This is a genomic window from Psychrobacter sp. Ps1 (assembly GCF_022129425.1).
Taxonomy (GTDB): domain Bacteria; phylum Pseudomonadota; class Gammaproteobacteria; order Pseudomonadales; family Moraxellaceae; genus Psychrobacter.
The window spans coordinates 151,232-174,083 of the sequence record NZ_JADQAN010000005.1 but is presented as its reverse complement, the minus strand read 5'-3'; the positions used below and the strand labels follow the sequence as shown (position 1 = coordinate 174,083).

General features: G+C 44.6%; 18 protein-coding genes. 9 read left to right on the top strand and 9 right to left on the bottom strand.

Going from position 1 to position 22,852, the window contains the following annotated elements; genetic code table 11:
* Positions 1-208 precede the first annotated feature (208 nt).
* The 6 genes from recG (at position 209) to I3249_RS04040 (ending at position 10,588) form a co-directional block, all read left to right on the top strand.
* Positions 209-2,572: an ATP-dependent DNA helicase RecG gene (gene recG / locus I3249_RS04065; protein ID WP_238068724.1), complete on the top strand. Its 2,364-nt coding sequence runs from the start codon at positions 209-211 to the stop codon at positions 2,570-2,572.
* 531 nt (positions 2,573-3,103) lie between these two features.
* Entirely contained in the window at positions 3,104-4,396 is a 1,293-nt protein-coding gene (locus tag I3249_RS04060; protein ID WP_238068723.1) for an efflux RND transporter periplasmic adaptor subunit, read from the top strand.
* Positions 4,393-7,482, top strand: a complete 3,090-nt coding sequence (locus I3249_RS04055) for an efflux RND transporter permease subunit (RefSeq protein ID WP_238068722.1) — start codon at positions 4,393-4,395, stop codon at positions 7,480-7,482. The genes I3249_RS04060 and I3249_RS04055 overlap by 4 nt, the downstream gene beginning before the upstream one ends.
* An 84-nt stretch (positions 7,483-7,566) precedes the next feature.
* Positions 7,567-8,277, top strand: coding sequence for an AraC family transcriptional regulator (locus tag I3249_RS04050; RefSeq protein WP_238068721.1), 711 nt, complete (start codon positions 7,567-7,569; stop codon positions 8,275-8,277).
* Positions 8,278-8,366: 89 nt separating this feature from the next.
* Positions 8,367-9,302 carry an EamA family transporter gene (locus I3249_RS04045; protein ID WP_238068720.1) on the top strand — a complete coding sequence of 312 codons (936 nt, stop codon included), beginning with the start codon at positions 8,367-8,369 and terminating at the stop codon, positions 9,300-9,302.
* Between the two features lie 284 nt (positions 9,303-9,586).
* Positions 9,587-10,588 carry an NAD(P)-dependent alcohol dehydrogenase gene (locus I3249_RS04040; protein WP_269137208.1) on the top strand — a complete coding sequence of 334 codons (1,002 nt, stop codon included), beginning with the start codon at positions 9,587-9,589 and terminating at the stop codon, positions 10,586-10,588.
* 302 nt (positions 10,589-10,890) lie between these two features.
* On the opposite strand, the gene glmS is transcribed toward I3249_RS04040, so the two are convergent.
* The 7 genes from glmS to hisF form a co-directional block, all read right to left on the bottom strand.
* Positions 10,891-12,735, bottom strand: a complete 1,845-nt coding sequence (gene glmS / locus I3249_RS04035; RefSeq protein ID WP_102092126.1) for a glutamine--fructose-6-phosphate transaminase (isomerizing) — start codon at positions 12,733-12,735, stop codon at positions 10,891-10,893.
* 181 nt (positions 12,736-12,916) lie between these two features.
* Entirely contained in the window at positions 12,917-14,293 is a 1,377-nt protein-coding gene (gene glmU, locus I3249_RS04030; protein ID WP_238068719.1) for a bifunctional UDP-N-acetylglucosamine diphosphorylase/glucosamine-1-phosphate N-acetyltransferase GlmU, read from the bottom strand.
* A gap of 206 nt (positions 14,294-14,499) precedes the next feature.
* The gene (locus I3249_RS04025) at positions 14,500-15,081 is read right to left on the bottom strand and encodes a phosphatidylglycerophosphatase A (protein ID WP_179799591.1); all 582 of its coding nucleotides are present in this window, start codon (positions 15,079-15,081) and stop codon (positions 14,500-14,502) included.
* Positions 15,082-15,084: 3 nt separating this feature from the next.
* The gene (gene thiL / locus I3249_RS04020; RefSeq protein ID WP_238068718.1) at positions 15,085-16,116 is read right to left on the bottom strand and encodes a thiamine-phosphate kinase; all 1,032 of its coding nucleotides are present in this window, start codon (positions 16,114-16,116) and stop codon (positions 15,085-15,087) included.
* 8 nt (positions 16,117-16,124) lie between these two features.
* Complete coding sequence (gene nusB, locus I3249_RS04015) at positions 16,125-16,967, bottom strand: transcription antitermination factor NusB (RefSeq protein WP_227684760.1); 843 nt, start codon at positions 16,965-16,967, stop codon at positions 16,125-16,127.
* Between the two features lie 216 nt (positions 16,968-17,183).
* Complete coding sequence (gene ribE / locus I3249_RS04010; protein ID WP_057762077.1) at positions 17,184-17,702, bottom strand: 6,7-dimethyl-8-ribityllumazine synthase; 519 nt, start codon at positions 17,700-17,702, stop codon at positions 17,184-17,186.
* A gap of 185 nt (positions 17,703-17,887) precedes the next feature.
* The gene (hisF, locus tag I3249_RS04005) at positions 17,888-18,670 is read right to left on the bottom strand and encodes an imidazole glycerol phosphate synthase subunit HisF (RefSeq protein ID WP_025653208.1); all 783 of its coding nucleotides are present in this window, start codon (positions 18,668-18,670) and stop codon (positions 17,888-17,890) included.
* Positions 18,671-18,858: 188 nt separating this feature from the next.
* Between hisF and I3249_RS04000 the strand changes: the two genes are divergently transcribed.
* Genes I3249_RS04000 through I3249_RS03990 form a run of 3 tightly spaced genes read left to right on the top strand, consistent with a single transcriptional unit; the run spans position 18,859 to position 21,351 of the window.
* The gene (locus I3249_RS04000) at positions 18,859-20,061 is read left to right on the top strand and encodes a homoserine kinase (protein WP_238068715.1); all 1,203 of its coding nucleotides are present in this window, start codon (positions 18,859-18,861) and stop codon (positions 20,059-20,061) included.
* A 48-nt stretch (positions 20,062-20,109) separates the two neighbouring features.
* Positions 20,110-20,442, top strand: coding sequence for a hypothetical protein (locus I3249_RS03995; protein ID WP_227523180.1), 333 nt, complete (start codon positions 20,110-20,112; stop codon positions 20,440-20,442).
* Positions 20,443-21,351, top strand: a complete 909-nt coding sequence (locus tag I3249_RS03990) for a class II glutamine amidotransferase (protein WP_238068713.1) — start codon at positions 20,443-20,445, stop codon at positions 21,349-21,351. It abuts the gene before it with no gap.
* Positions 21,352-21,375: 24 nt separating this feature from the next.
* Here I3249_RS03990 and I3249_RS03985 read toward each other — a convergent pair whose 3' ends face one another.
* Positions 21,376-21,966, bottom strand: a complete 591-nt coding sequence (locus tag I3249_RS03985; RefSeq protein ID WP_238068711.1) for a YchJ family protein — start codon at positions 21,964-21,966, stop codon at positions 21,376-21,378.
* A gap of 59 nt (positions 21,967-22,025) precedes the next feature.
* On the bottom strand, positions 22,026-22,742 hold the full coding sequence (locus I3249_RS03980; RefSeq protein WP_101205981.1) for a metal-dependent hydrolase: 717 nt from the start codon (positions 22,740-22,742) through the stop codon (positions 22,026-22,028).
* Positions 22,743-22,852: the final 110 nt, after the last annotated feature.

Here is a 22,852-nt window from a genome sequence, read left to right as displayed (position 1 = left end):
GTTTATCTATAGTAGATGGACTGTATAGATGCTATTTTACTAAATAGCCTAGCATAAGCAATTGTATTGTCAGCTATAATGAAATGAGTCGATGTTTTTATACGTACTATCGTTATCGCTATTTTATGGCATAAGCCATTATATGCGGTCTATTAAAAATGCTCGATTTAGCATACAAAAATTAAAAATAATATTGTTAGGATCTTTAATGCCAATATCGGAGAGTCATGCCTCAGCCAACTCATTAGATCACTTTAGATCTGACATGCCGCTGTCAGCACTAGATATGCCAGTGTCTGCGCTAGCAGGTGTGGGGGTAAAAGTCGCAGAGCAGTTGGCGCAATTGAATATCAAGCGGATATTCGATTTGCTATTACATTTGCCCCGTGATTATGAGGATCGTAGTCGACTGGTATCAATCTCAGATGTAGAGCATGGACAGTCAGCGCTAATTACTGGTCATATCGTCCATGTCGATACCAAGCGCAGTGGGATGACTGTGACGGTGGACGATGATACGGGTACAATATCGTTACGGTTTTTTAAGGTCTATCGTGGTCTGGTACAGACCATGAATTTGGGAACACGTTTACAGCTGTTTGGTGAAGTCAAAGTCAGCCGCTACGGTAAGCAGATACATCACCCTGAATATCAAGTTATCACTGACAATACAGTCATGACCGATACGGGATTGCAGCCTATTTATCCTACTGTCAAAGGTTTACATCAAAACAAGCTGCGCACTTTAATTAAACTGGCATTGCAAACAGTTCGGAGCCAAGGTCTGCCGATGACATTGTTTACGGCTGAAGATTTTGCAGTTGTATCCGATTTGCCATTAGTGCCTTTTGAGCCATCCAAATCAGCGGTGTCAGAGGCTGCATATACCGAAGATATTTTTTCGACGTTAGCACGCAGCGTACCTGACAATGTGACTAGCAATGCGATTGGCAATAGCGTATATAAACCCAATCCTTCTACCTATCAGGCAGATAATGATATACATAACGTCGCTGCCAGTATTGCTCAGCACAATGTCTATAATTTAACGATATTTGAAGCATTGGTACTGCTGCATACGCCGCCTACTTATACCAGCGCGTCTCAGCAATACAAACTATTAACTCAACTTAGTGCCCGTACGCATGCGGCCTGCCAGCGCTTGATTATTGAAGAGTTGACTGCGCATCAACTCAGTTTGCTATATCGTCGCCAGCAGCTACATCAGCATAAAGCGCCCAAATGCACTATCAACAGTCCTCTTGCTGATAAGCTGTTTTCTGCATTGCCTTTTGATCTAACGGGTGCGCAAAAAAGAGTGATGAAAGACATTACTGCGGATATGGCGACCTCAATTCCGATGCTACGATTGGTACAGGGTGATGTGGGTGCTGGCAAGACATTGGTTGCAGCAGGGGCGGCAGGCTATGCGCTCGATAGTGGCTGGCAGGTCGCGGTAATGGCACCGACTGAGATTTTGGCAGAGCAGCATCTACTGAATTTTAAGCAATGGTTTGAGCCATTAGGTATTGGTGTCGGTTGGCTCGCCGGTAAGCAAACGGCCAAACAGCGCCGCGAAGCATTGGAAGCTGTCGCAGAAAATACCGTGCAAGTGGTCGTTGGTACTCATGCATTGTTCCAAGAGCAAGTTCAGTTCGCTAAGTTAGGTTTGGTTATCATTGATGAGCAGCATCGATTCGGTGTTGAGCAGCGTATGGCATTGACTAATAAAGGCGTCGCTAATAGTACCCCGCACCAGCTAATCATGACTGCAACACCGATTCCAAGAACCCTAGCGATGAGCGTCTATGGCGATATGGATACCTCAATCATCGATGAATTGCCACCGGGGCGTACACCAATTACGACAGTAACCATCGATCGCAATCGACGCGATGAAGTCATAGAACGTATTGCGATTAATTGCGAAGCGGGCAGGCAAGCATACTGGGTATGCTCGCTGGTAGAGGCCTCTAGCGTATTGGATGCGCAGGCAGCTGAAGCCATTTATGAGGATTTAATTGAACGTCTAGATATTCGTATTGGACTGGTACATGGCAAGATGAAGTCTGCTGATAAGCAAGCCATCATGCAGGAGTTCAAAGCAGGTAATTTGGATTTGTTGATTGCGACAACTGTCATCGAGGTAGGGGTCGATGTGCCCAATGCATCGCTGATGGTTATCGAAAATGCGGAGCGTTTAGGGCTATCACAATTGCATCAGCTGCGCGGGCGAGTCGGACGTGGCTCGACTAAAAGCTTCTGTGTACTGTTATATCAAAAGCCGCTATCAGAGACAGGTACTGAGCGACTAAATGTCCTACGCGATAGTACCGATGGTTTTGTCATTGCTCAAAAAGACTTAGAGCTACGTGGGCCAGGAGAGCTGTTAGGTAAACGTCAAACAGGTAACGTTGGTTACTATCTGGCTGATCTAATCCGTGATGAGCAATTATTTGCTATTGCTCAGCGGTTAGCGAAGCATTTGATAGCAGACCCTGCACGAAAAGCAGATGTCAGCCAATTGATTCATCGCTGGATGCCCGAGGCAAGTCGCTATACCAATGCCTAGTACCCAGTGTCTAGTAATCAATGCTTAGTGCTTAGTGCTTAGTATCAGTATCGGTAAGTGGGTTTAATATGTCATTGAACCTAGCTCTGGATATAATCAAACAGCGTGGCCACAACGTTAACATTCTTTATAGACAACACTCCATCCATAGTCAGTCGTTGAATACATCAGATATTCAGCGATTGACTACATGCGCTTTTATTTCTTTAAATTGGTCGATATGCCTTGAACATTGCACAGATATTCGATCTAAGTTTCAATTAAGTTTATGAACGCTAGACGCTATATATAAAAATAAGATGATGACTAAATATATGCTATTCTCGATAATTTGATGAACTATTATAATAATAAACAGTGCTTTAGAGAACATCGTAATACTCTCTGTAAGTAACGCTCATAGCCCTGTATAAGGCTATCCAAACATTGCTTCGATTGCGTGCCACTTTTTATTATTGCTGTGAATGATTGATATTTTTAGTCATTCTATATCGAGTATTTCAATATTGACTGTACCTACAGAGAATTATCATGAGCGATTTTGAAGAAACCCATTCTAAGCCGTCAGCTGAATCTGAGTTGCCGCCGTATCGTCAACCTGACACTGTATCTCAAAGGCCATCTGTAAAACCACCAATATGGTTATGGCCCGTATTGGCAGCCGTACTAGTGATAGGGGTGCTGCTTGGTAAGTATTGGGGCAACGATGGTAGTGCCGCTGCAGATGAGTCAGCAACTGCTAATTCTGTCGCAAACGATCAAGCAACAGGCAGTGACGCCAGTATTGAGCAATCAGTACTCTCAGTAGAAACAGTCAGTCCAAGCCAAGATGATATCGGTAGCACGCTCAGTGCCGATGGAACCATCAATGCTAAAGATACTGCGAACGTCAGTGCAAAAGTCAATGGTGTGGCTATTGAGCGTATCTTGGTCGAAGAAGGCGACCGCGTCAGAGCGGGTCAAGTTTTAGCCGTGTTCGATACGGATGCTATGGAGCAGCAAGTACTACAGGCGCAAGCAGATGTCGCAGAAGCGGAAGCCACCCTTGCCAATGCCAGCGCTGATGCTGCACGTGTGCTGCCATTGATCGATATCGATGCCATCAGCAAACAAGAAGCCGACCGCTACCGTACCTCGGAAGTCCGTGCCAGAGCTTCTTTGCAAGCGTCTAAAGCCCGTTTGAGCAATCAGCGTTTGACGTTAGAGAACGCAAAAGTCGTCGCTCCTGTCAGCGGTATTATCAGTGAAAAAATAGTAGAAGTCGGTCAAGTGACAGGCGGGGATCCACTATTTACAATTATCAAAGGCGGGGTTTTGGAATGGCGAGCAGATATAGATCCTAAGCTTATCGGTGATATAAACGTCGGTACGCCTGTACAAGTCAGTCTTCCGGGTGGTGATACAGTGATGGGGCAAGTAAATCGCATCGCGCCCACCGCAGACAACAACCGTCAAATTACGATTTATGCTAGCCTAGCTGCCAACTCAAAGATACGTGCAGGCATGTATCAAACAGGTGAATTCCTGTTAGGAAGTACCAGTACGCAAACGATTCCTAATAGCGCAGTGGTCAGTAATGATGGTTATGACTATGTGATGCTCGTTACCGAGTCGACTACTCGAGACAATCGGTCGATGGGACGTATCAAGCAGCAGCGAGTGACATTGGGTGACCGATTGGGCGAGAGCGTAGCAGTGCTAGAGCCTTTGCCAAGTGACAGTCGTATCGTAAAACAGGGCGGCAGCTTCTTAAATGATGGTGACCTAGTGCGCGTTGTTAATGGTGTAACTCAAACCAGTAAGCCAGTGCAGGCACAACCATGAGCTTAAACGTCTCCGCTTATTCGATTAAAAACCCGCTCGTTGCTATCTTGCTGTTTGTGCTGCTGACGTTGGGCGGCATTTACGGTTTCATGAAAATGAAAGTCCAGCAGTTTCCGGACATAGACTTGCCAGCAGTGGTGGTGACGGTGACGCTACCAGGTGCTGCGCCTTCACAGCTCGAAAACGATATCGCCAAAAAGATTGAAAATAAACTGACCAGTATCGAAGGCGTGAGTCATATTCGTACCACGTTACAGACAGGTGCGGCGACCATTGCCACCGAATTTACCTTAGAAAAAGACATTCAAGAAGCGGTAGACGATGTGCGGTCAGCAGTCGGTGAAGTACGTGGTGATCTACCAGCTGCGGCTAATGATCCTATTATTACCAAAGTCTCTACTGCTGGGTTTCCAGTGGTTACTTACTCTGTCGCTGCTGAGAATATGAGCGTGGAGGATTTATCTTGGTTTGTTGATGATACCGTTACCAAGCGGCTATCAGACATACCAGGCGTTAGTACCGTGAGCCGTGTTGGCGGGTTGCAGCGTGAAATCACGGTTGCTGCCGACCCGATTGCGTTAAGTGGTTTGAAATTTTCTATTTCGCAATTATCGCAGCAAATCGCTGGTATCCAGCAAGACAGTTCTGGTGGGGAGGCGGAAGTTGGCAATACGACTCAGACCATCCGTGTTCTCGGTGCTGTTGAGCGAGCAAATGAGCTAAACGATTTGCAAGTGGCTGTTCCTACGGGGGGCACACAAGCTTTAGGTCGTATGGCAGAAATCACTGACGGCGCAGCAGATCCAAGCTCGATTGCTAAGCTGGACGGTCAAACCGTGGTGGCATTTAACATCACTCGCTCGCGCGGTGCCAGTGAAGTCGATGTGATGGAGCTGGTTGATGAGGAGCTTGCCAAGCTGACAGCGGATGTCGGTAATATCAGTATTGAAAAAGTCTATGACCGAGCGACACCCATTGCAGAAGATTATGAAGCCTCATTAAGAATGCTCATCGAGGGTGGTCTGTTGGCTGTAGTGGTAGTCTTCCTGTTTTTGCGCAATATTCGAGCGACTATTGTTGCCGCGGTCGCTTTGCCGTTATCAGTGATTCCAACCTTTTTGGGCATGTATTTATTTGGCTTTAGTCTTAATATCATCTCACTACTGGCATTATCATTAGTCATTGGGGTGCTGGTCGATGATGCAATTGTTGAAGTCGAAAACATCATACGCCATTTACGCATGGGCAAGACGCCCTATGAAGCAGCGATGGAAGCCGCTGATGAAATCGGTCTCGCTGTCGTCGCTACCACTTTCACTTTGATTGCGGTGTTTTTACCAACGGCTTTTATGGGCGGTATCGTTGGACAGTTTTTTCGTCAGTTTGGTTGGACGGCTGCCTTATCAATTTTTGCCTCGCTGATGGTAGCTCGCCTGATTACACCGATGATGGCAGCTTATATCTTACGACCTGAGAAAAAGCACGTCGAAAAACAAAGCGCGATGATGAAGTACTATCTTAAAATTGTGTCTTGGACCCTACATCATCGCTGGCTAACCATGGGTGCAACGCTTGTTTTATTTGTAGCCTCATTAGCTTTGGTTAAGCTGCTACCCACGTCATTTATCCCTGATAATGATATCGATCAAACTCGAGTGGCTATTGAGCTGACACCTGACGTATCGTTGGCAGATACTGAGCGCGTGGCGGCGCTAGCAAGTGCTCGTATTTTGGCCATGCCTGAGGTGACCAATATCTTTACCTCAGTGGGAGAGGCGCAGGCGTCGATGGGTGCGTCAGATGGTGGCGGCGGTAAGGCTGAAAACATCGCGGGCTTGGATATCGTACTTGCCCCGCGTGCAGAACGAGGCACCAAGCAAGAGATAGAGCGCAAAATTAGCAAACTGATGACAGAAGTGCCAGGAGCACGGTTTACAGTCGGGCTATCGAGTGGTGGTGAGAGCGGCTATAATTTTTCATTGACTAGTACCAATCCGCAACTGCTTGAACAAACTGCACAAAAAATCATGTCTGAGATTCGAGGTCTGCCAAGTGCAGGCGCTGTGACCAGTGATCGCAGTTTACCACGCCAAGAGCTAACGGTAACGCCAGATAGATTGGCAATGGCTGATAAAGGGGTGACCACGCAAGATATCGCTACGACTCTACGTGTGGCGACCGTAGGCGACTACGAGCAGCAATTGTCCAAGCTCAATCTTGATACGCGCCAAGTACCAATCGTCGTACGTCTACCAGATGTAGCTAAGCAAAATGTTAATCAGCTAGAAGGTTTGTACGTGCCGAGTACTATGCCTGCAGGTCAAGGCGTACGCGTCGGTGAGGTTGCTACGCTAGACTTTGGCACTGGGCCTGCGCAGATTAGTAGATTGGATCGAGAGCGTGCCATTAGTATCACGGTACAACCTGCGAGTGGCGAGCTTGGCGATTTGGTACAAGCGGTCAAAGCAGTGCCGACCATGCAGCAACTGCCGCCTGCGATTACCATCATCGATCAGGGTCAAGCCGAAAACATGGCAGACCTTTTCAGTGGCTTTATCATTGCGATGTCCGTCGGTGTGGTTTGTATTTTAGGCGTACTGATTCTACTTTTTGGCCGTTTATTGCAGCCTTTTACCATTCTGATGGCGCTACCTCTATCGATCGGTGGGGCATTTGTTGGCTTGGTTATTACCAATAGCAGTTTATCAATGCCTTCGATGATTGGCTTTATTATGCTCATGGGTATTGCGACCAAAAACTCAATCCTGCTGGTCGATTACGCGTTGATTGCCCAGCGCCGAGGGCTGGCACGCTTTGAAGCTATCGTAGATGCATGCCGCAAGCGTGCACGGCCTATTATCATGACGACCATTGCGATGGGTGCAGGTATGTTGCCATTGGTATTTGGTTGGGGCGATGCAGATCCTACTTTTAGGCGACCGATGGCAGCAGCGGTATTGGGTGGTCTGGTAACTTCTACGCTATTGAGCTTGGTTGTCATTCCTGTCGTCTATACCTTGATGGATGATTTATCTGGATGGTTTGCTAAATGGCTGGCTCCACATGGTAAGCCTAGTGACTCCTAATAGTTACTTCTCATAGAGAGCCAAATAGCTAACCAAACAGTTGGCCAAGACACGACACAATAATAGCAATCTGGAAAACGCTGTATGATTAACACGCTCTCAATCAGATCATATACTCGTCAGACTAGAGGGCATTCTCATGACTTTCATCAGATTGTTTTGCCTTTGCGAGGGGCAATCAATATCGAAGTTGGGAGCTATACTGGAAAAGTTATCCCAAGCGAATGTGTTGTCGTCAAGGCAAATGAAAAACACTACTTTAGCGCTGAAGAGAATGCAAAGTTTATTGTTGTGGATACAGATCTATTGCCAGAAAACGTGCTTCATTCATCACAAATTGTCTTTTCTATCAGTTCGCCATTGTTGGCATTTTTGGAGTTTTCAGAAAGTCAGTTAAGGTATCAAATCAACCCTGAAGTCGAGAAGTTGATGTTTGATACCTTTTATAAACTTCTAGAACAACAAAATCTATTTGTGCAATATGACGCTCGAATTAGAGAAGTCGTAGCATATATTCACCACAATTTTGCTAAAAACCTTTCTGTCGAAGTGTTGGCGGATATCTCTTGTCTCAGTGCCACACAGTTTAAAAAGAACTTCAAATCGCAAACAAGCCAAACCGTCACTGAGTACATTACAAAGATTAGAATGCAAAAGGCTCAAGCTTTGTTACTACATACTGATTCACCTATCGCTATCATAGCCGAACTGGTTGGTTATACGGATGTTAGTGCTTTTAGCCGCCGCTTTTCTAAATATTTCGGTATTGCCCCTTCCAAATTAAAACACGTCTAACCAGACATACAAACCGTCCAACCTGCAAAAACAGTAGTCTATAACTCTCTATAATAATGTTATTCATTATAACGTTAGAGGTAGCTACTATGCTGCAGAATAAATCTAGTCTAAGTGCTATTTTATGTGTGATAGCTGCCAGTGTCCTTTGGGGAACGACAGGTACAGTCTCTGCTTTTATACCTGACGTTAGTCCATTAGCCGTTGGTGCGTTTTCGATGGGGGTAGGCGGTGTATTGCTAGTATTGAATGCTAAGAATAATTTATTAAGCGATAGACAGAAACTACTTTCTAAACCCAGTCTCTTATTCATCGGTAGCCTATGCGTTGCTATCTATCCTTTAGCTTTTTATTCCTCTATGAGATTGGCAGGTGTCGCTATTGGTACAGTGATCTCAATTGCCAGCGCGCCATTTTTCACTGTCGTCATGGAGCGTCTGATTAGCAATAAAAGAGTCACTAGTCGATGGGTGGTAAGTTTTATATTTGGTGTGGTTGGCGTTATTTTACTGACTTTAGGGAAAACCCAATATTTAGATATAAACGCACAAGCGAATAATCGAATATTAGGCATTTTATTAGGATTAGTCGCAGGATTGACCTATGCCACATATTCATGGACAGCACATCAGATGATAGAGAACGGGGTAAATTCTAAATCAGCGATGGCAAGTATGTTTGGTCTGTCGGCGATCTTATTGTTGCCATCATTATTATTAACTGGGGGAAACCTGTTTTTGGATGCAAAACATATAAGCGTTGCCCTATATCTGGCAATTGCGCCGATGTTCTTTGGTTATTTACTTTTTGGTCAAGCGTTGAGAGAGATCGAGGCGAGCAAAGCGACACTTATCACATTGTTAGAACCTATCGTGGCCACTATATTGGCTATCATTATAATCGGTGAAACATTCTCTCATATCGGCTGGCTAGGAATGTCACTCATGATAATCTGTCTCTTATTGCAGGTAATGAATACGCCAAAACTGACAGGTTATCGAGGAAGGCGTGCACTGTACAAGTAACAAAGCAATATAAGTAACAAAGCAATATTTCTGACGATAAGCAGTATTTTTGATGAGTTACTGCCTATTAAGTATGACTCTTTGTATGACGTTAGTCTAAAACTGGTAAGTTGAATGGATTAGTTGGGTTAGTCTTTTCTATAGTCTGTCCAATCAAATTAATTGAAGAAATTGTTTATATCTTATAGCACTATTTTAATTTTACTAATAGATAAGTAGCTACTAGAACGATAAACCAATCTCTACAAACTAATCTCTAAAAAACTAGAAAATAAGGAATAACTATGATTAATACATACGCAGCAAAAGAAAAAGGTGGCAAGTTTGAGCCTTATGAATATGACCCAGGTGCTCTAGGCGATCATGAAGTAGAAATCGAAGTACATAGCTGCGGTATTTGCCATAGTGATTTATCAATGTGGCAAAATGAATGGGGTATGACTCAATATCCGTTTGTCGGTGGGCATGAGGTTGCAGGTAAAGTCCTCAATAAGGGCAAGCACGTCAAGCATCTAGAATTGGACGATAAAGTCGGACTTGGCTGGCATAAAGGATACTGTAACGTTTGTGATCTATGCATCGATGGAGACCACAACCTATGCCCTGAGCAAGAAGGTACGATCATTTGTAACCACGGCGGCTTTGCAGATAAGGTACGCGCAAAAGATACTAGCGTCATCAAGATACCTGAGGGGCTTGATTTTAACGCGGTAGGACCACTGCTATGTGGCGGTATCACAGTGTTTAACCCACTTATGCAATATGACATCAAACCAACTTCTAGAGTGGCTGTAATTGGTATTGGCGGCTTGGGTCATTTGGCATTGCAGTTTGCCAATGCGTGGGGCTGTGAAGTGACGGCATTTACCAGTGAATCAAAAATGGAAGAAGCAAAAGAGATGGGCGCTCACCATTCACTAAACTCAAGAGACGATAGCGAAATTGAAAAAGCCGCAGGTTCTTTTGATTTAATCATCTCAACAGTCAACGTTGATATGAACTGGGATGTCGTGATCAAGACGCTAAGACCAAAAGGTAAACTGCATTTTGTTGGACTGTTAGAAGCGCCACTAGAGATATCGGCTGCACCAATGATTATGGCTCAGAATAGTCTATCAGGCTCGCCAGTTGGCTCACCAGCGACGCTGCGTAAAATGTTAGATTTTGCTACGCGACATAATATTCAGCCAGTCACTGAAACATACAAAATGTCTGAGATTAATGAAGCGTTTGAGCGACTAGAGAGTGGTAATGCTCGCTATAGAGTGGTGTTAGAGAGAGACTAAACGTCGTTACAGGCAACTAAAATAAGCCACCAAATAAGCATAATAATAGTGATACTCTAATTAATAAATAGAGTGTCACTATTTTTTTGTATTAAAACTCTACCTTTTACCAATTTTTAAAATATGAGGATTATTTGGAGCTGGGTCTAAATATTTTTATTTAATTTTTGCTCAGGCAATTATTACGACTTTTTTAAATTGCTAGTAGGTCATTTTAAAATCGTAAAAAACCCCTGCTACTGAGTTCACAATAGCAGGGGTAAATAATTATCTTTTTCAGAGCTGTCGTAGAGTAATTCTTCTTATTCTACCGTGACTGATTTTGCCAAATTCCGTGGCTGGTCGACGTCTGTGCCACGCATCACTGCTACATGGTATGACAACAGTTGCACAGGCACGCTGTAGACAATAGGGGCAAGCGTCTCGCAAACATCAGGCACATATACTAAATGTAGTCTATCTTCTGCGACCATTTGACTGGCTTCGCTAGCGAACACAAATAGCTCGCCATGACGCGCATGCACTTCTTGCATGTTGGCCTTTAATTTATCAAACATACTGTCTTTAGGCGCTAGTACGACGATGGGCATGTCTTTGTCGACCAATGCCAATGGGCCGTGTTTGAGTTCACCTGCCGCATAACCTTCTGCATGAATGTAAGAGATTTCTTTTAGCTTTAACGCACCTTCTAGCGCAATCGGGAACTGTAGCCCGCGACCTAAAAATAGACAGCTTTTCTTATCTTCAAAGCTTTCACTCATGGTCTTAATAGGACCATCAAGGTTTAAGCTGGCGTAGAGTTGTCCTGGTAATTGATGTAACTCACTTAATAACGTATTTAGGTGTTCGTCAGTCATGCGTTTCTGCGTGACACCAACTTTTAATATCAATAGTATCAAGGCCACAAGCTGAGTGGTAAATGCTTTGGTAGAGGCAACGCCAATCTCAGGCCCTGCCAACGTTGGTAAGAAAATATCTGTTTCGCGTACCAGCGATGACGTCGGTACATTACATAATGCCAAGCTGACTAAGCCTGCTGGCGTTTGCTTTTGGATATCACGTAACGCTGATAAGGTGTCAGCCGTTTCACCAGATTGAGAAATACAGATGACCAAAGTATTATCGACGACGACAGGATTGCGATAGCGGAATTCGCTGGCAACCTCGACGGAACAAGGTATACGGATAAGGTTCTCAAACCAGTATTTTGCGACCATACCGGCATGATAACTGGTACCACAAGCAATCACTTGTACATGACGAATACCTGACAACAGTGTCTCATGACGCTGTAAAAAATCGTCGCGTAGTTTAGTCGTTTCACCATTGTCCAAAGCCATCTCGATCGTACGAGCGACGGCATCTGGCTGCTCATAAATTTCTTTGAGCATATAATGTTTGAACTCGCCTTTATCGGCATTGTGCTGGGTTGCATCAATTTCATGTATTTGACGTTGGACTTCAACACCATCTGCATAAACTTGAATGCTATTGCGAGTTAATTTGGCGATATCACCTTCTTCTAGATACATAAAGCGGTTAGTCACCGGTAGCAACGCCAGCTGATCTGATGCGATAAAGTTCTCACCGATACCGACACCAATCACTAAAGGTGAGCCTAGACGTACAGTAATGAGCTCATCAGGGCAATCTACGTGGACGATACCCAATGCAAAAGCACCGTGCAGTAACGGGATAATGGTGCGGACCGCTTCTAACAAGTCAGGCGTTTTTTTGTAAATATCATGGATTAGATGCGCCACAACTTCAGTATCTGTCTGTGAAGTAAACACATAGCCCTTGGCTATTAGCTCTTCTTTCAGCTCAGCGTAGTTTTCGACGATACCATTGTGAACGACCGCAATCTTGCCTGACACGTGTGGATGCGCATTACGTTGTGCTGGCTCGCCATGGGTTGCCCAGCGCGTATGAGCAATACCGATATGACCATCAAAAAACTCTGGATTGATAGCGACGGCATTAACCAGTGCCTGTACTTTACCCACTTGGCGCTCACGGTGTAGTTCACCATCACGAATAACGGTCAGACCAGCTGAGTCATAGCCGCGATATTCTAAACGCTTTAGGCCTTCAAGTAAGATATTAGCGATATTTCGCTCAGCAACGGCGCCTACAATTCCACACATGGCTATTCCTTAGATTTAAATTTTAGTAGTTCAATATATAGTGGTGCAAGATCAAAAATTTGGTTGAACATTAATGATGAGTCATCAACAGATAAGTATGATGAAGCAGTACCACAAAGATTGCCGTACTGCTTAGATCGGTTCAAAAATGACTGAGGTTGGCTAAACCACCAATGAGCAATTATTTTTTAGTGGGTCGTTGGAAGTCATTTTTTTGTACCTGACGCGCACGACCAAATGCCAATGCACTACTATCAACATCTTTGGTAATCACAGAACCAGCGGCCACAGTAGCAGTATCGCCAATCGTCACTGGCGCGACTAAGCTAGCATTAGAGCCGATAAACGCATTATCTTCAATGATGGTTTGTGATTTATTAGCACCGTCATAATTACAGGTAATAACACCAGCACCGATATTCACGCCTGCACCGACTGTTGCATCACCGACGTAGCTTAAGTGATTTACTTTACTGCCTTGACCAATAGTCGACTTTTTAATTTCGACAAAATTACCAACTTTGCTGTTATCAGATAGTACGGTATCAGGACGCAAATGCGCAAAAGGCCCGATATCAACACCAGCACCAATATCGGCACGATCGATCACGCAATACGGTTTGATGTAGCAGGCATTACCAATCTTGGCATTTTTAATAACACAGCCTGCTTCAATATAGACGTTGTTACCTAAGGTACAGTCACCTTCAAATACCACATTAACGTCAATAAACACATCTTGACCAGCGGTTAACGTACCACGAATATCGACACGGGTAGGATCAGCAAATTGCACGCCAGCTTCTTGCAAGTCAGCAACTAGCTTACGCTGCCAAGTACGCTCTAGACTAGCAAGCTGTTGACGGTTATTTACCCCTTCAATCTCAAACGTATGCTCAGGCTCAATTGCCGCGATAGTAATACCATCGGCAACTGCCATTTTAACGATATCCGTCAGATAATATTCTTGCTGTGCATTGTCGTTAGAAAGCTCAGGCAAGTATTTGTGCAGTAACGCATTATCGACGCAGTAGATACCGCTGTTAATTTCTTTAATACTTTGCTCTTCAGCATCGGCATCTTTTTGCTCAACGATGGCTTCAATATTGCCTGCTTGGTCACGCTTAATACGACCTAATCCAAATGGATTATCGACAGTCAACGTCAGCATCGACATACCATCAGTATTGGCAGTTTTTAATGCCGTTAGCGTTTGACAGCTTACCAATGGTACATCACCGTAAAGAATGAGACTTTGTCCTGATTTGGGTAAATCAGACAGTGTCACCTTGACCGCATGGCCAGTTCCCAATTGCTCAGTTTGAGCAACCCAAGTAATCGGTGCTTGTGTATATTGATTGGTAATTTCTGACTTTACTTGATCGCCACCAAAGCCATGAACAATGATGGTTTCATCAACAGTTAACTGATGACAAGTATCTAGCACATGACCTAATAAAGACTTCCCAGCCAATGTCTGCAATACCTTTGGCTTTGCCGATTGCATACGTGTGCCTTTACCGGCAGCTAAAATAATTACAGAAAGAGGAGATGTCATAATAGGCTCGCAAATGTAACAAAATATAATATTGGATTATAGCGCAAATGTTCAGTTAGAAAAACACTGTGATGTGCAGGCTTTGTAATGCAACCTGCTAACAATAAATCAATCATCTATGCAGAAGAGTAGCGTTCAAATTGATAACGTTGCTGGGATTAGCGGTTGTAGAGTAGTTAGCTCAGTATCGTGGTAGTTAGGGTAGCTTATAACAGCACGCCAAACATAACCGCTACCCATACTACTGCTGCCATGATACCGGCGATGATGTCATCAAGCATAATGCCTAACCCACCAGCAACCCTTTTATCAGCCCATCCAATCGGTGGCGGCTTAACGATATCAAAAAATCGAAATAAGATAAAAGCGAAAACAATGGCGAAAATAGAAAGCTCTTGAGACACATTTTGCCAAAAGTTATCGTCAGCAATCCCCATATAAGACAAGGGTAGTAGGGTAATCCAAATACCAGCCCACTCATCCCAAACGATATGCGGATCGTCGTGACCTTGCATTAGCTCAGCAGTGCGTCCGCAAATCCAAACGCCCAAAATACAAGATAGAATTGTCAAAATGAGAAAAGGTACAAAGCCCAAACTCAACAATGGTATGGCAATGATTAACCCACCAACAGTACCCCAAGTGCCAGGTGCACGGCGCGGCAGACCACTACCTAAACCTAGCCCAAGCCAATAAACCACACGGTCAAGCATACTGGCACCGACCGGTAAGGGTGGGCAGTCATTTGCTTTACGGATGTCAGGCTTAGATAAGTCGTGATCAGTCATGGATTAGCCTGTAAAGTGTTGGTAACCAGTAAGATTGGGCCACGTTAAAAACGGTACGGGCTGAGTTGGCGTCACTGGCTGATTTTGATAAAACAGTTCAAGACGTGAGTTATCAGAAGACTTGGTATCTGTCGTTATAGGATCTGATAGTGCAGTTACCTCACCGATACAAGTAACAGACGTGTTGCCTATAGGCGGTTTGATATGTGCAGGCAAAGTAAATGCCAATTCATAGTCATCGCCGCCCGCTAGCTGACCTAACAAACGATCAGACAAATCGACAGTAGATAATGACTCGCTACTCGGTAGCTTGTCTAAATGGATGCGCATGCCGACAGAGCTTTGCTGACAGATATGACCAAGATCTTGGTAAAGACCGTCGGAGATATCTATCATCGCTGTGGCACCCATCTTTGCCAATGCTGCACCTAGCGCAATACGCGGCGTTGGCATATGTAGACGATGTGCCAACTCGATACCTTGTGCGCTGTCAGGATGTTGCAAGGCGAAAGCGGCATCACCAAGTGTGCCTGATACATAAACCTTATCACCTACTTGCGCACCTGAGCGGTAAATGGCAGGTGTATCTGCGGCGAGCAACCCTTGTGCGCTGATGCTAAGTACTAAACGCTCACTGCGAGTCGTATCACCACCTATCAGCGTCACGCCAAACAGCTGGCACGCATGAAACAGCCCTTTGGCAAATTCAGTAAGCCATTCGTGTTTTGCCAAACGTTCAGGTAATGCCAACGCTAGCATAATGCTATGTGGCGATGCACCCATAGCAGCGATGTCTGAGACATTAACGGCCACGGCTTTATAGCCAATGGCAAATGCTAGTTCATCAACTTTTTGCCAGTCAGCATGAAAGTGACGACCTTGAACCAGTGTATCAATACAGCTAACCAAGCGTGAGCCTGCTGGTAATGCCATCACAGCCGCGTCGTCACCGATACCTTTTTCGATACCAGTCAATGGCGCCTGCGTGGCCTGCATCTGTGAGAATATACGCTCAATCAGCTCAAACTCGTTCATGGCTAGTCTTAATCTTTGGTATCGTTAGCGTTTTTCTTGCTCGCCTTAAAGTCACTGATATTTGCACTGGCTTTACTGGCACTACTGCGTTTAACGTTAGCTTTGTTAGCACTGATACGCGGCTTATTTGATGCAGTCGGCTCATCGACGATAGCGCTTTCAGTTTCAGCAGCAGTTTCGATATTATCGGCTGGATTTGCTTCAGACTGTTTAGCCGCCGCTTTTTGTGACGTACGTAGATTGGCATTGGTATCTGCTTGTACCTCTAAAGCGCGCAGTTCACCAGCCATTTTATCCAGTACCGCATTAATCAACTTATGAGCATCAGTCGCCCCAAAGTGATTGTTTAGCTTCATCGCTTCATCAAGCACGACTTTATAAGGAATCTCTACACGGTTTTGCAGCTCATACGCGCCAATCAACAAAATAGCGTGCTCAACCGTATCTAGCTTATCAACCTCACGATCGAGATGCTGACTGATAAGCGCATCGAGTGCTTCAATTTGCTCTGGGATGTCGCGCATCATTTCATGATAATAACCGATATGGACGGTATGCATAGCATTGGTTGCACGCGTACGGGCAGCAATATCATGTGGAGCATTGGCTTTCCAGCCAAGCTTGCCATCTACATCAAAGCGGCGATCAGTGACGAGCCATTCGTATAGGCCTTGCATCGCAAAGCGACGTGCCTTACGGATAGCAGTGTGACTGGTCTTGTAAGAAGACTCACTCATATCGAATGTTTGATCACCCGCACTACTGCTCGCTATACGGGTAGCTTCAGCTTGTCCATCATTGGCTTGTGCGGTTTTCGCAGCGCTAATAGCGCGCTTGAGTTGGTCAGTCATAGGGGGTCTGTACCTAAATTTTTGAGATGATACCCAGTCAAAATATAAATTAACAAAGTAGCTTTTTAGCTTTGTTTATTCAAAATTTCAAAGGGTATAGAAATACGGCGAAAATTCAAAAAGTAGCCAATTGTTTTGATAGCTGGCTAGTGCTATGAGGTGCTGTTATTACTAAATAGCAGCACCAGTTAAACTAATAAATTTGAGCTTTAAAGCTTACGCTTCATCGATATCATCAATATCTAGCTGTGACAAAACAGCGATCATTTCTAGTACAACCATCGCAGCTTCAGAGCCTTTGTTGCCCGCTTTAGTACCAGAGCGCTCAATGGCTTGCTCGATGCTATCAGTAGTGATGATACCGTTAGCAACAGGGATATTATAATCCATTGCCACAGCGCTCAAACCTTTGGCCGACTCGCTAGCTACAATATCAAAATGCGGCGTGCTGCCACGGATGATTGCACCCAGTGCCACAATCGCGTCAAAACGATCTGATTCAGCAGCACGTTGGGCCACAAGTGGTAGCTCAAATGCGCCAGGTACACGAATAACAGTAATGTTGCTACCCAATACACCATGACGGAGTAGGGCATCGATTGCACCATCAACCAATGACTCAACGACAAAACCGTTAAAACGACCAACAACGATACCAATGCGAGCATCAGCGTTTTGATGTAGGTTACCATCTATATGAGTCACGTCGTTGCGCTGCTGTTGTAAATTCGACATAAAAAATCCTTTGCTTAATAAGCGTTCAATTGAAATATAGGCGTCAATAAATAGCTAAATAGTCTGATGTGTTCAATCGATTCGGTCGCCTATTGTTTTGGCGTTGCCCTAGTTAATTGAACGAAAATAAATGGTTAGCGCTATGATAGCATTTTTTTGGGTTTTATTTGTATATTACGAGCGTGCTAAAGACGCATCTGTATCCCTTGCGCTGCCATATATTCTTTTGCTTCTTGCACCGTATATTCACCGAAGTGAAAAATACTGGCGGCAAGCACAGCATCGACCCCGCCTTGTAATACTCCTTCCGCTAAATGTTGTAAATTACCGACGCCGCCTGAGGCAATGACAGGCACATTGACGCGGCTGGTAATTTGTTGCATCAGAGCTAAATCATAGCCTTTTTTAGTACCGTCACCGTCCATCGACGTCACTAATAATTCGCCAGCGCCGAGTTCAGCCATTTTACTTGCCCAAGCGACGGCATCGATGCCCGTTGGCTTGCGACCGCCATGGGTAAAAATCTCCCAACGCGGCATGATGATGCCATCAACATCAATATCCGCGACACGTTTGGCGTCGATAGCCACGACAATACATTGATTGCCAAATTTTTGCGCCGCTTCCCCGACGAACTCTGGGGTAAATACTGCTGCTGAATTAATTGCTACTTTATCCGCGCCTGCATTGAGCAAGTTACGAATATCAGCGATTTTACGCACGCCGCCGCCGACCGTTAATGGCACAAACACGGTTTCTGCCATACGCTCAACGGTATGATAAGTGGTATCGCGCTCATCGTTAGTAGCGGTAATGTCCAAAAAGGTAATTTCATCAGCGCCTTGTTCGTTGTAGCGTTTGGCTACTTCAACAGGGTCGCCGGCGTCTTTGATATCGACAAATTGCACGCCTTTGACCACGCGTCCATTATCAACGTCCAAACAAGGAATGATACGCTTTGCTAACATAGGGTCTTTCACCTTATAATCAATTCTCTCAATGCGCTAGTCTAGCAAAATCACCGCCATATCAGGCAGATTTTCGCAAGATTATTACGCTTTTCGCTATCGTTTGCCCAAGCGCGCTACAATTGTCGCCATTGCTGTTTAAATCTATCCTATTTAACTTTTTATTTAATTGCCAAAAGTGAGATGTCATGTCCGTCTATACCCAGTTAACCAATGATCAGTTTGCCGCCTTTTGCCAACGCTTTGGCGTCTCGTTTGCGCGCGCCATTCCGATTACCCAAGGCATTAAGAACTCTAACTGGTTTATTCAGACGACTGATGATGTAGATGGTGCGCACTCTTATGTATTTACCTTATTTGAAGAGCGGCCACCAGAAGATATCGAAAAAATGGCAGTTATCCTTAATCAATTAGATGGTAAATTGCCGGTCGCTGCGCCATTGGCATTGATCGATGGTGAAGGATTAGACAGGGATAAAAATAGTGGTGATAAACGCTATGTTATCCATTACGACAATAAAGCCATTACCTTAGTACCTTGTTTGGCTGGCTCGCATCCACAGCAAACCACGCAAGCGATGTGTCATGAAATCGGTGCCGCTTTAGCCATGCTGCATGAGACGCTGCAAGTATTACAGCCTGCGGAAGAATATGGCGTACCTTTGTATCCATGGTCAGAAGTACGTGACCGTGAAATGCAGTTTATGCCCGGTGACGAAGCCAAGCTGATGAGCGATATTTGGCAGTCATATAGCGAATTACCGCTTGCGACCTTGCCAAAAGGCTTGTGTCATCTAGATATGTTTGCTGATAATACGCTGTGGAACTTATCGTTAAATAATATCCAAAAAGGTGAAGAGCGCCTCACAGGCTTGTTAGACTTTACCGAAGTCAGCGTCGAGCATTATGTGATGGATATTGCCATTACGATTAATGATTTTTGTACCACGTGGGGCGATGCTGAGCAAGGCGAGTCGGTGAATTTTGATCGCAGTAAAATGGTGGCTTTTTTGCAAGGCTATGAGTCAAAACGTCAGCTTGGCGAAGATGAAAAACGAGCGTTGCCTGTTATGCTCGCCAAAGCGGCGGTTATTTTTTGGCTATTGCGTTTAAACGTTATCCATTACAACCGTACCGAAGGGCGTACTGGCGATAACATCATGGTCAAAAACCCTGACCTGATGAAACGTCTGGCTGCTTATCATTGGGCACACGTAGAAAAAGCACAAACTACGGTCTTTGTATTGTTAAATAGTGACTTAATCTCTCATAAAGATACTCAAATAGTTGGTATTTTTAGCAATATCACCCAAGCTGAGCAGGCGCGTGATAGATTAAGCAATAGCAGTCATTTTGATATTAAAGAATACATGCTCGATCAATTAGCATAACTTGTCTTTGTTCGACTACTCTTGTATCAAACTCATAAAGGCGACCCCATGACCGATCAAGTTGATAACTGGCACAAACTGGCACGCTACGACACCAATATGCAAGGCGAGCTGCATGCCAATCTGCTGCGCAACAATGGCATTACCGTGTCCTTGCAGCCGCTCAGTGCAATTCCCGGGATGAATTCTGGTGTCGTGCTGTGGGTAGAAAACACGGATTTGGCACAAGCCCAGCGTATCCTAGATGGTGTTGAAAGCGATGACAATACTGGGGCGGATTTGTTGGCTAGTATGAGTGATATAGAACTTGGTATTGTGTCAGGTAATCCGGTTAATCATGACGCAGCAGACAATCAATATAATAAAGGTGGTAACGCGTAAATGTGTCAACTCTTAGGAATGAACTGTAATACCCCGACGGATATTGGTTTTAGCTTTGCAGGATTTCGTCGTCGTGGCGGTATGACTGACAGTCATGAAGATGGCTTTGGCATTGCGTTTTTTGAGCGTAGTGAATGCTCAAATAATGATGAATCGGCAAATGCTTCAACAGGACTGCGCTTGTTCCATGACAATCGCCCAAGCCATTTATCACCAGTCGCTGATTTGGTCAATAACTACCCAATCAAAGCCATGAACGTCATTGCGCATATTCGTAAGGCGACACAAGGGCAGAACTGTTTGGCCAACACCCATCCATTCGTCCGTGAAGTATGGGGCGAGCAGTGGGTATTTGCTCATAATGGGCAGATGAATAGCGAATTTATCAAACGTTGTCAGCGCTTGCAAGATAACGGCAACGCCTCACACTGTCAGCCAGTCGGTTCAACTGATTCTGAAATGGCATTTTGCTATTTGGTCAATCGTCTAAAAAGCAGCTTTAAATCGCGTCCTGATGACAAAACGTTGTTTAATTTTTTGACTACGCAATGTCGTTATCTCTCTGCCAATGGGTTGTTTAACTGCTTAATATCGAATGGCAGGTGGCAACTGGCTTACGCGGGCAGCTTACTGTTTTATCTTACGCGTAAAGCGCCATTTGGTGAAGCGAAACTCGCTGATGATGATATGGCGATTAACTTTGGTGATGTGACCACAGATACGGATAAAGTCACTATTTTAGTCACTGTGCCATTGACTGAAAATGAAAAATGGCAACAGTTGGCCGTCAATGAATGCTTAATTTTTCAAGACGGCGATGTCATTTATAAAGACAGCCCAAGTCAGCGCAAATTTTTGACGGTTGATGAAGGTATTGCGATTGCACGAGCCGTTGGGGCGAGTGTTTAGCGGTTAATAGATATCTAATGTTGTTTAAATATAAGCCCCACAACACCGCTTAAATTTCTCACCAGATCCGCAAATACACGGTTGCTTTTGCGTCACCGTCATCGCAATCGTGGGATCTAAAAAGTACCAACGCGCATCATTATTAGTCTTGTCTTTTACCTTTACGAAAGTAGATAGTTCATGATGCGCCTGTATTTTTTCTGCTAAACCATCCATTGTTTCCTCAGAACTTCTAAAATAAGCCTTAAACTCAACCTGTGCATGCCTTTTGCCGAGCTTCGGCTTGTGTTCTACAATCTCTAATCCTGCCCAATCTATCTCTTTTGCCCAACTCTCAATCGCTGCAACATCAAACAATGCTTGCTGCGCAGGTACTGTGGTCTTGATGATATATTCTGGTTTTATGAGCACAAAGGCACTATAGCGCGTGCGCATAAGCCGTTCGGCTGTCTCCGCTTTTATACCATCTACTTTGTCAACCTCATCATTATAAAAAGCACCATTATAAAAAGCATCATGATATGGCTGGCAGCAGTCTTGATAGGATAGCAGAGCGTCTGCCGCCTCTGCTGTTGGATTGATTTGGCAAGGGCAAGTATGTAGGGAAGATTGCATGTTTTACTCTAATTTTTGTTTGGGCTTATTCGTTTAGGCTCAGTGGTCTTTTGATAACTTTATTGCAGCATGCTTTTTATTAATTCTGGCAGTATACCAACTTTGAGCTGCGCCCATGCAGAAGGGTCGCTCAATCGTGACCAAAACATCTCAAAAGGCGGAGCGGCATATACCAGTAGCGCCAGAATAGTATATAAGAGCAAATACCACCATTTGTCTTTTGGCTGATAAAACTTCATCGCAGTACCCGATGAGCGCTTCATTTTCATATTGGACAGATTGACGCTATATAGCTCGTCCAATGACAAATGTACCATCGCGCCACCAAATAAAAACAGACCATAAAACCAACTAGTCGTCAGTGGTAGGTGCAAGCCATAATAGCTTAGGCACGTCAGACCCAATCCCAGTATCGCCATATACGGCACAGAGTGGATGACGCCGCGATGCACCGTCATAGTAGTAAAAATATGAAAAACCACGTAGCGCATGAAACCGTAGCCTGCTAGCCACAATACTATCAATGCCAGTAAGCTCAAGTCACTACGCCAATGCATGACCAGACCAAAGGCAAATATAAACGAGGTAATATTAAAACCGAGCTTAATCGGTGTTGAATTATCAGAATCCAAGTCTGGCAGCAACCCACCGATAGTACCAAGCGCCACGCACACCAAAAACCCTGAATCATCAATCAATCCAGCTTTATAAACCGTCAAACTCAGTGTGCCGCTGACCATAAAGGCGACATTTAAGTGGGTATTAAAATTTGCCATAAAACTCATTCATCCATAGCGCTCAAAAAGTCCTTTCGAGCGGCGTATCTAGCAGTAAAAAAGCGCACCATGATACCATAGACCATCCATACGTCTAATAGAGATAGCCT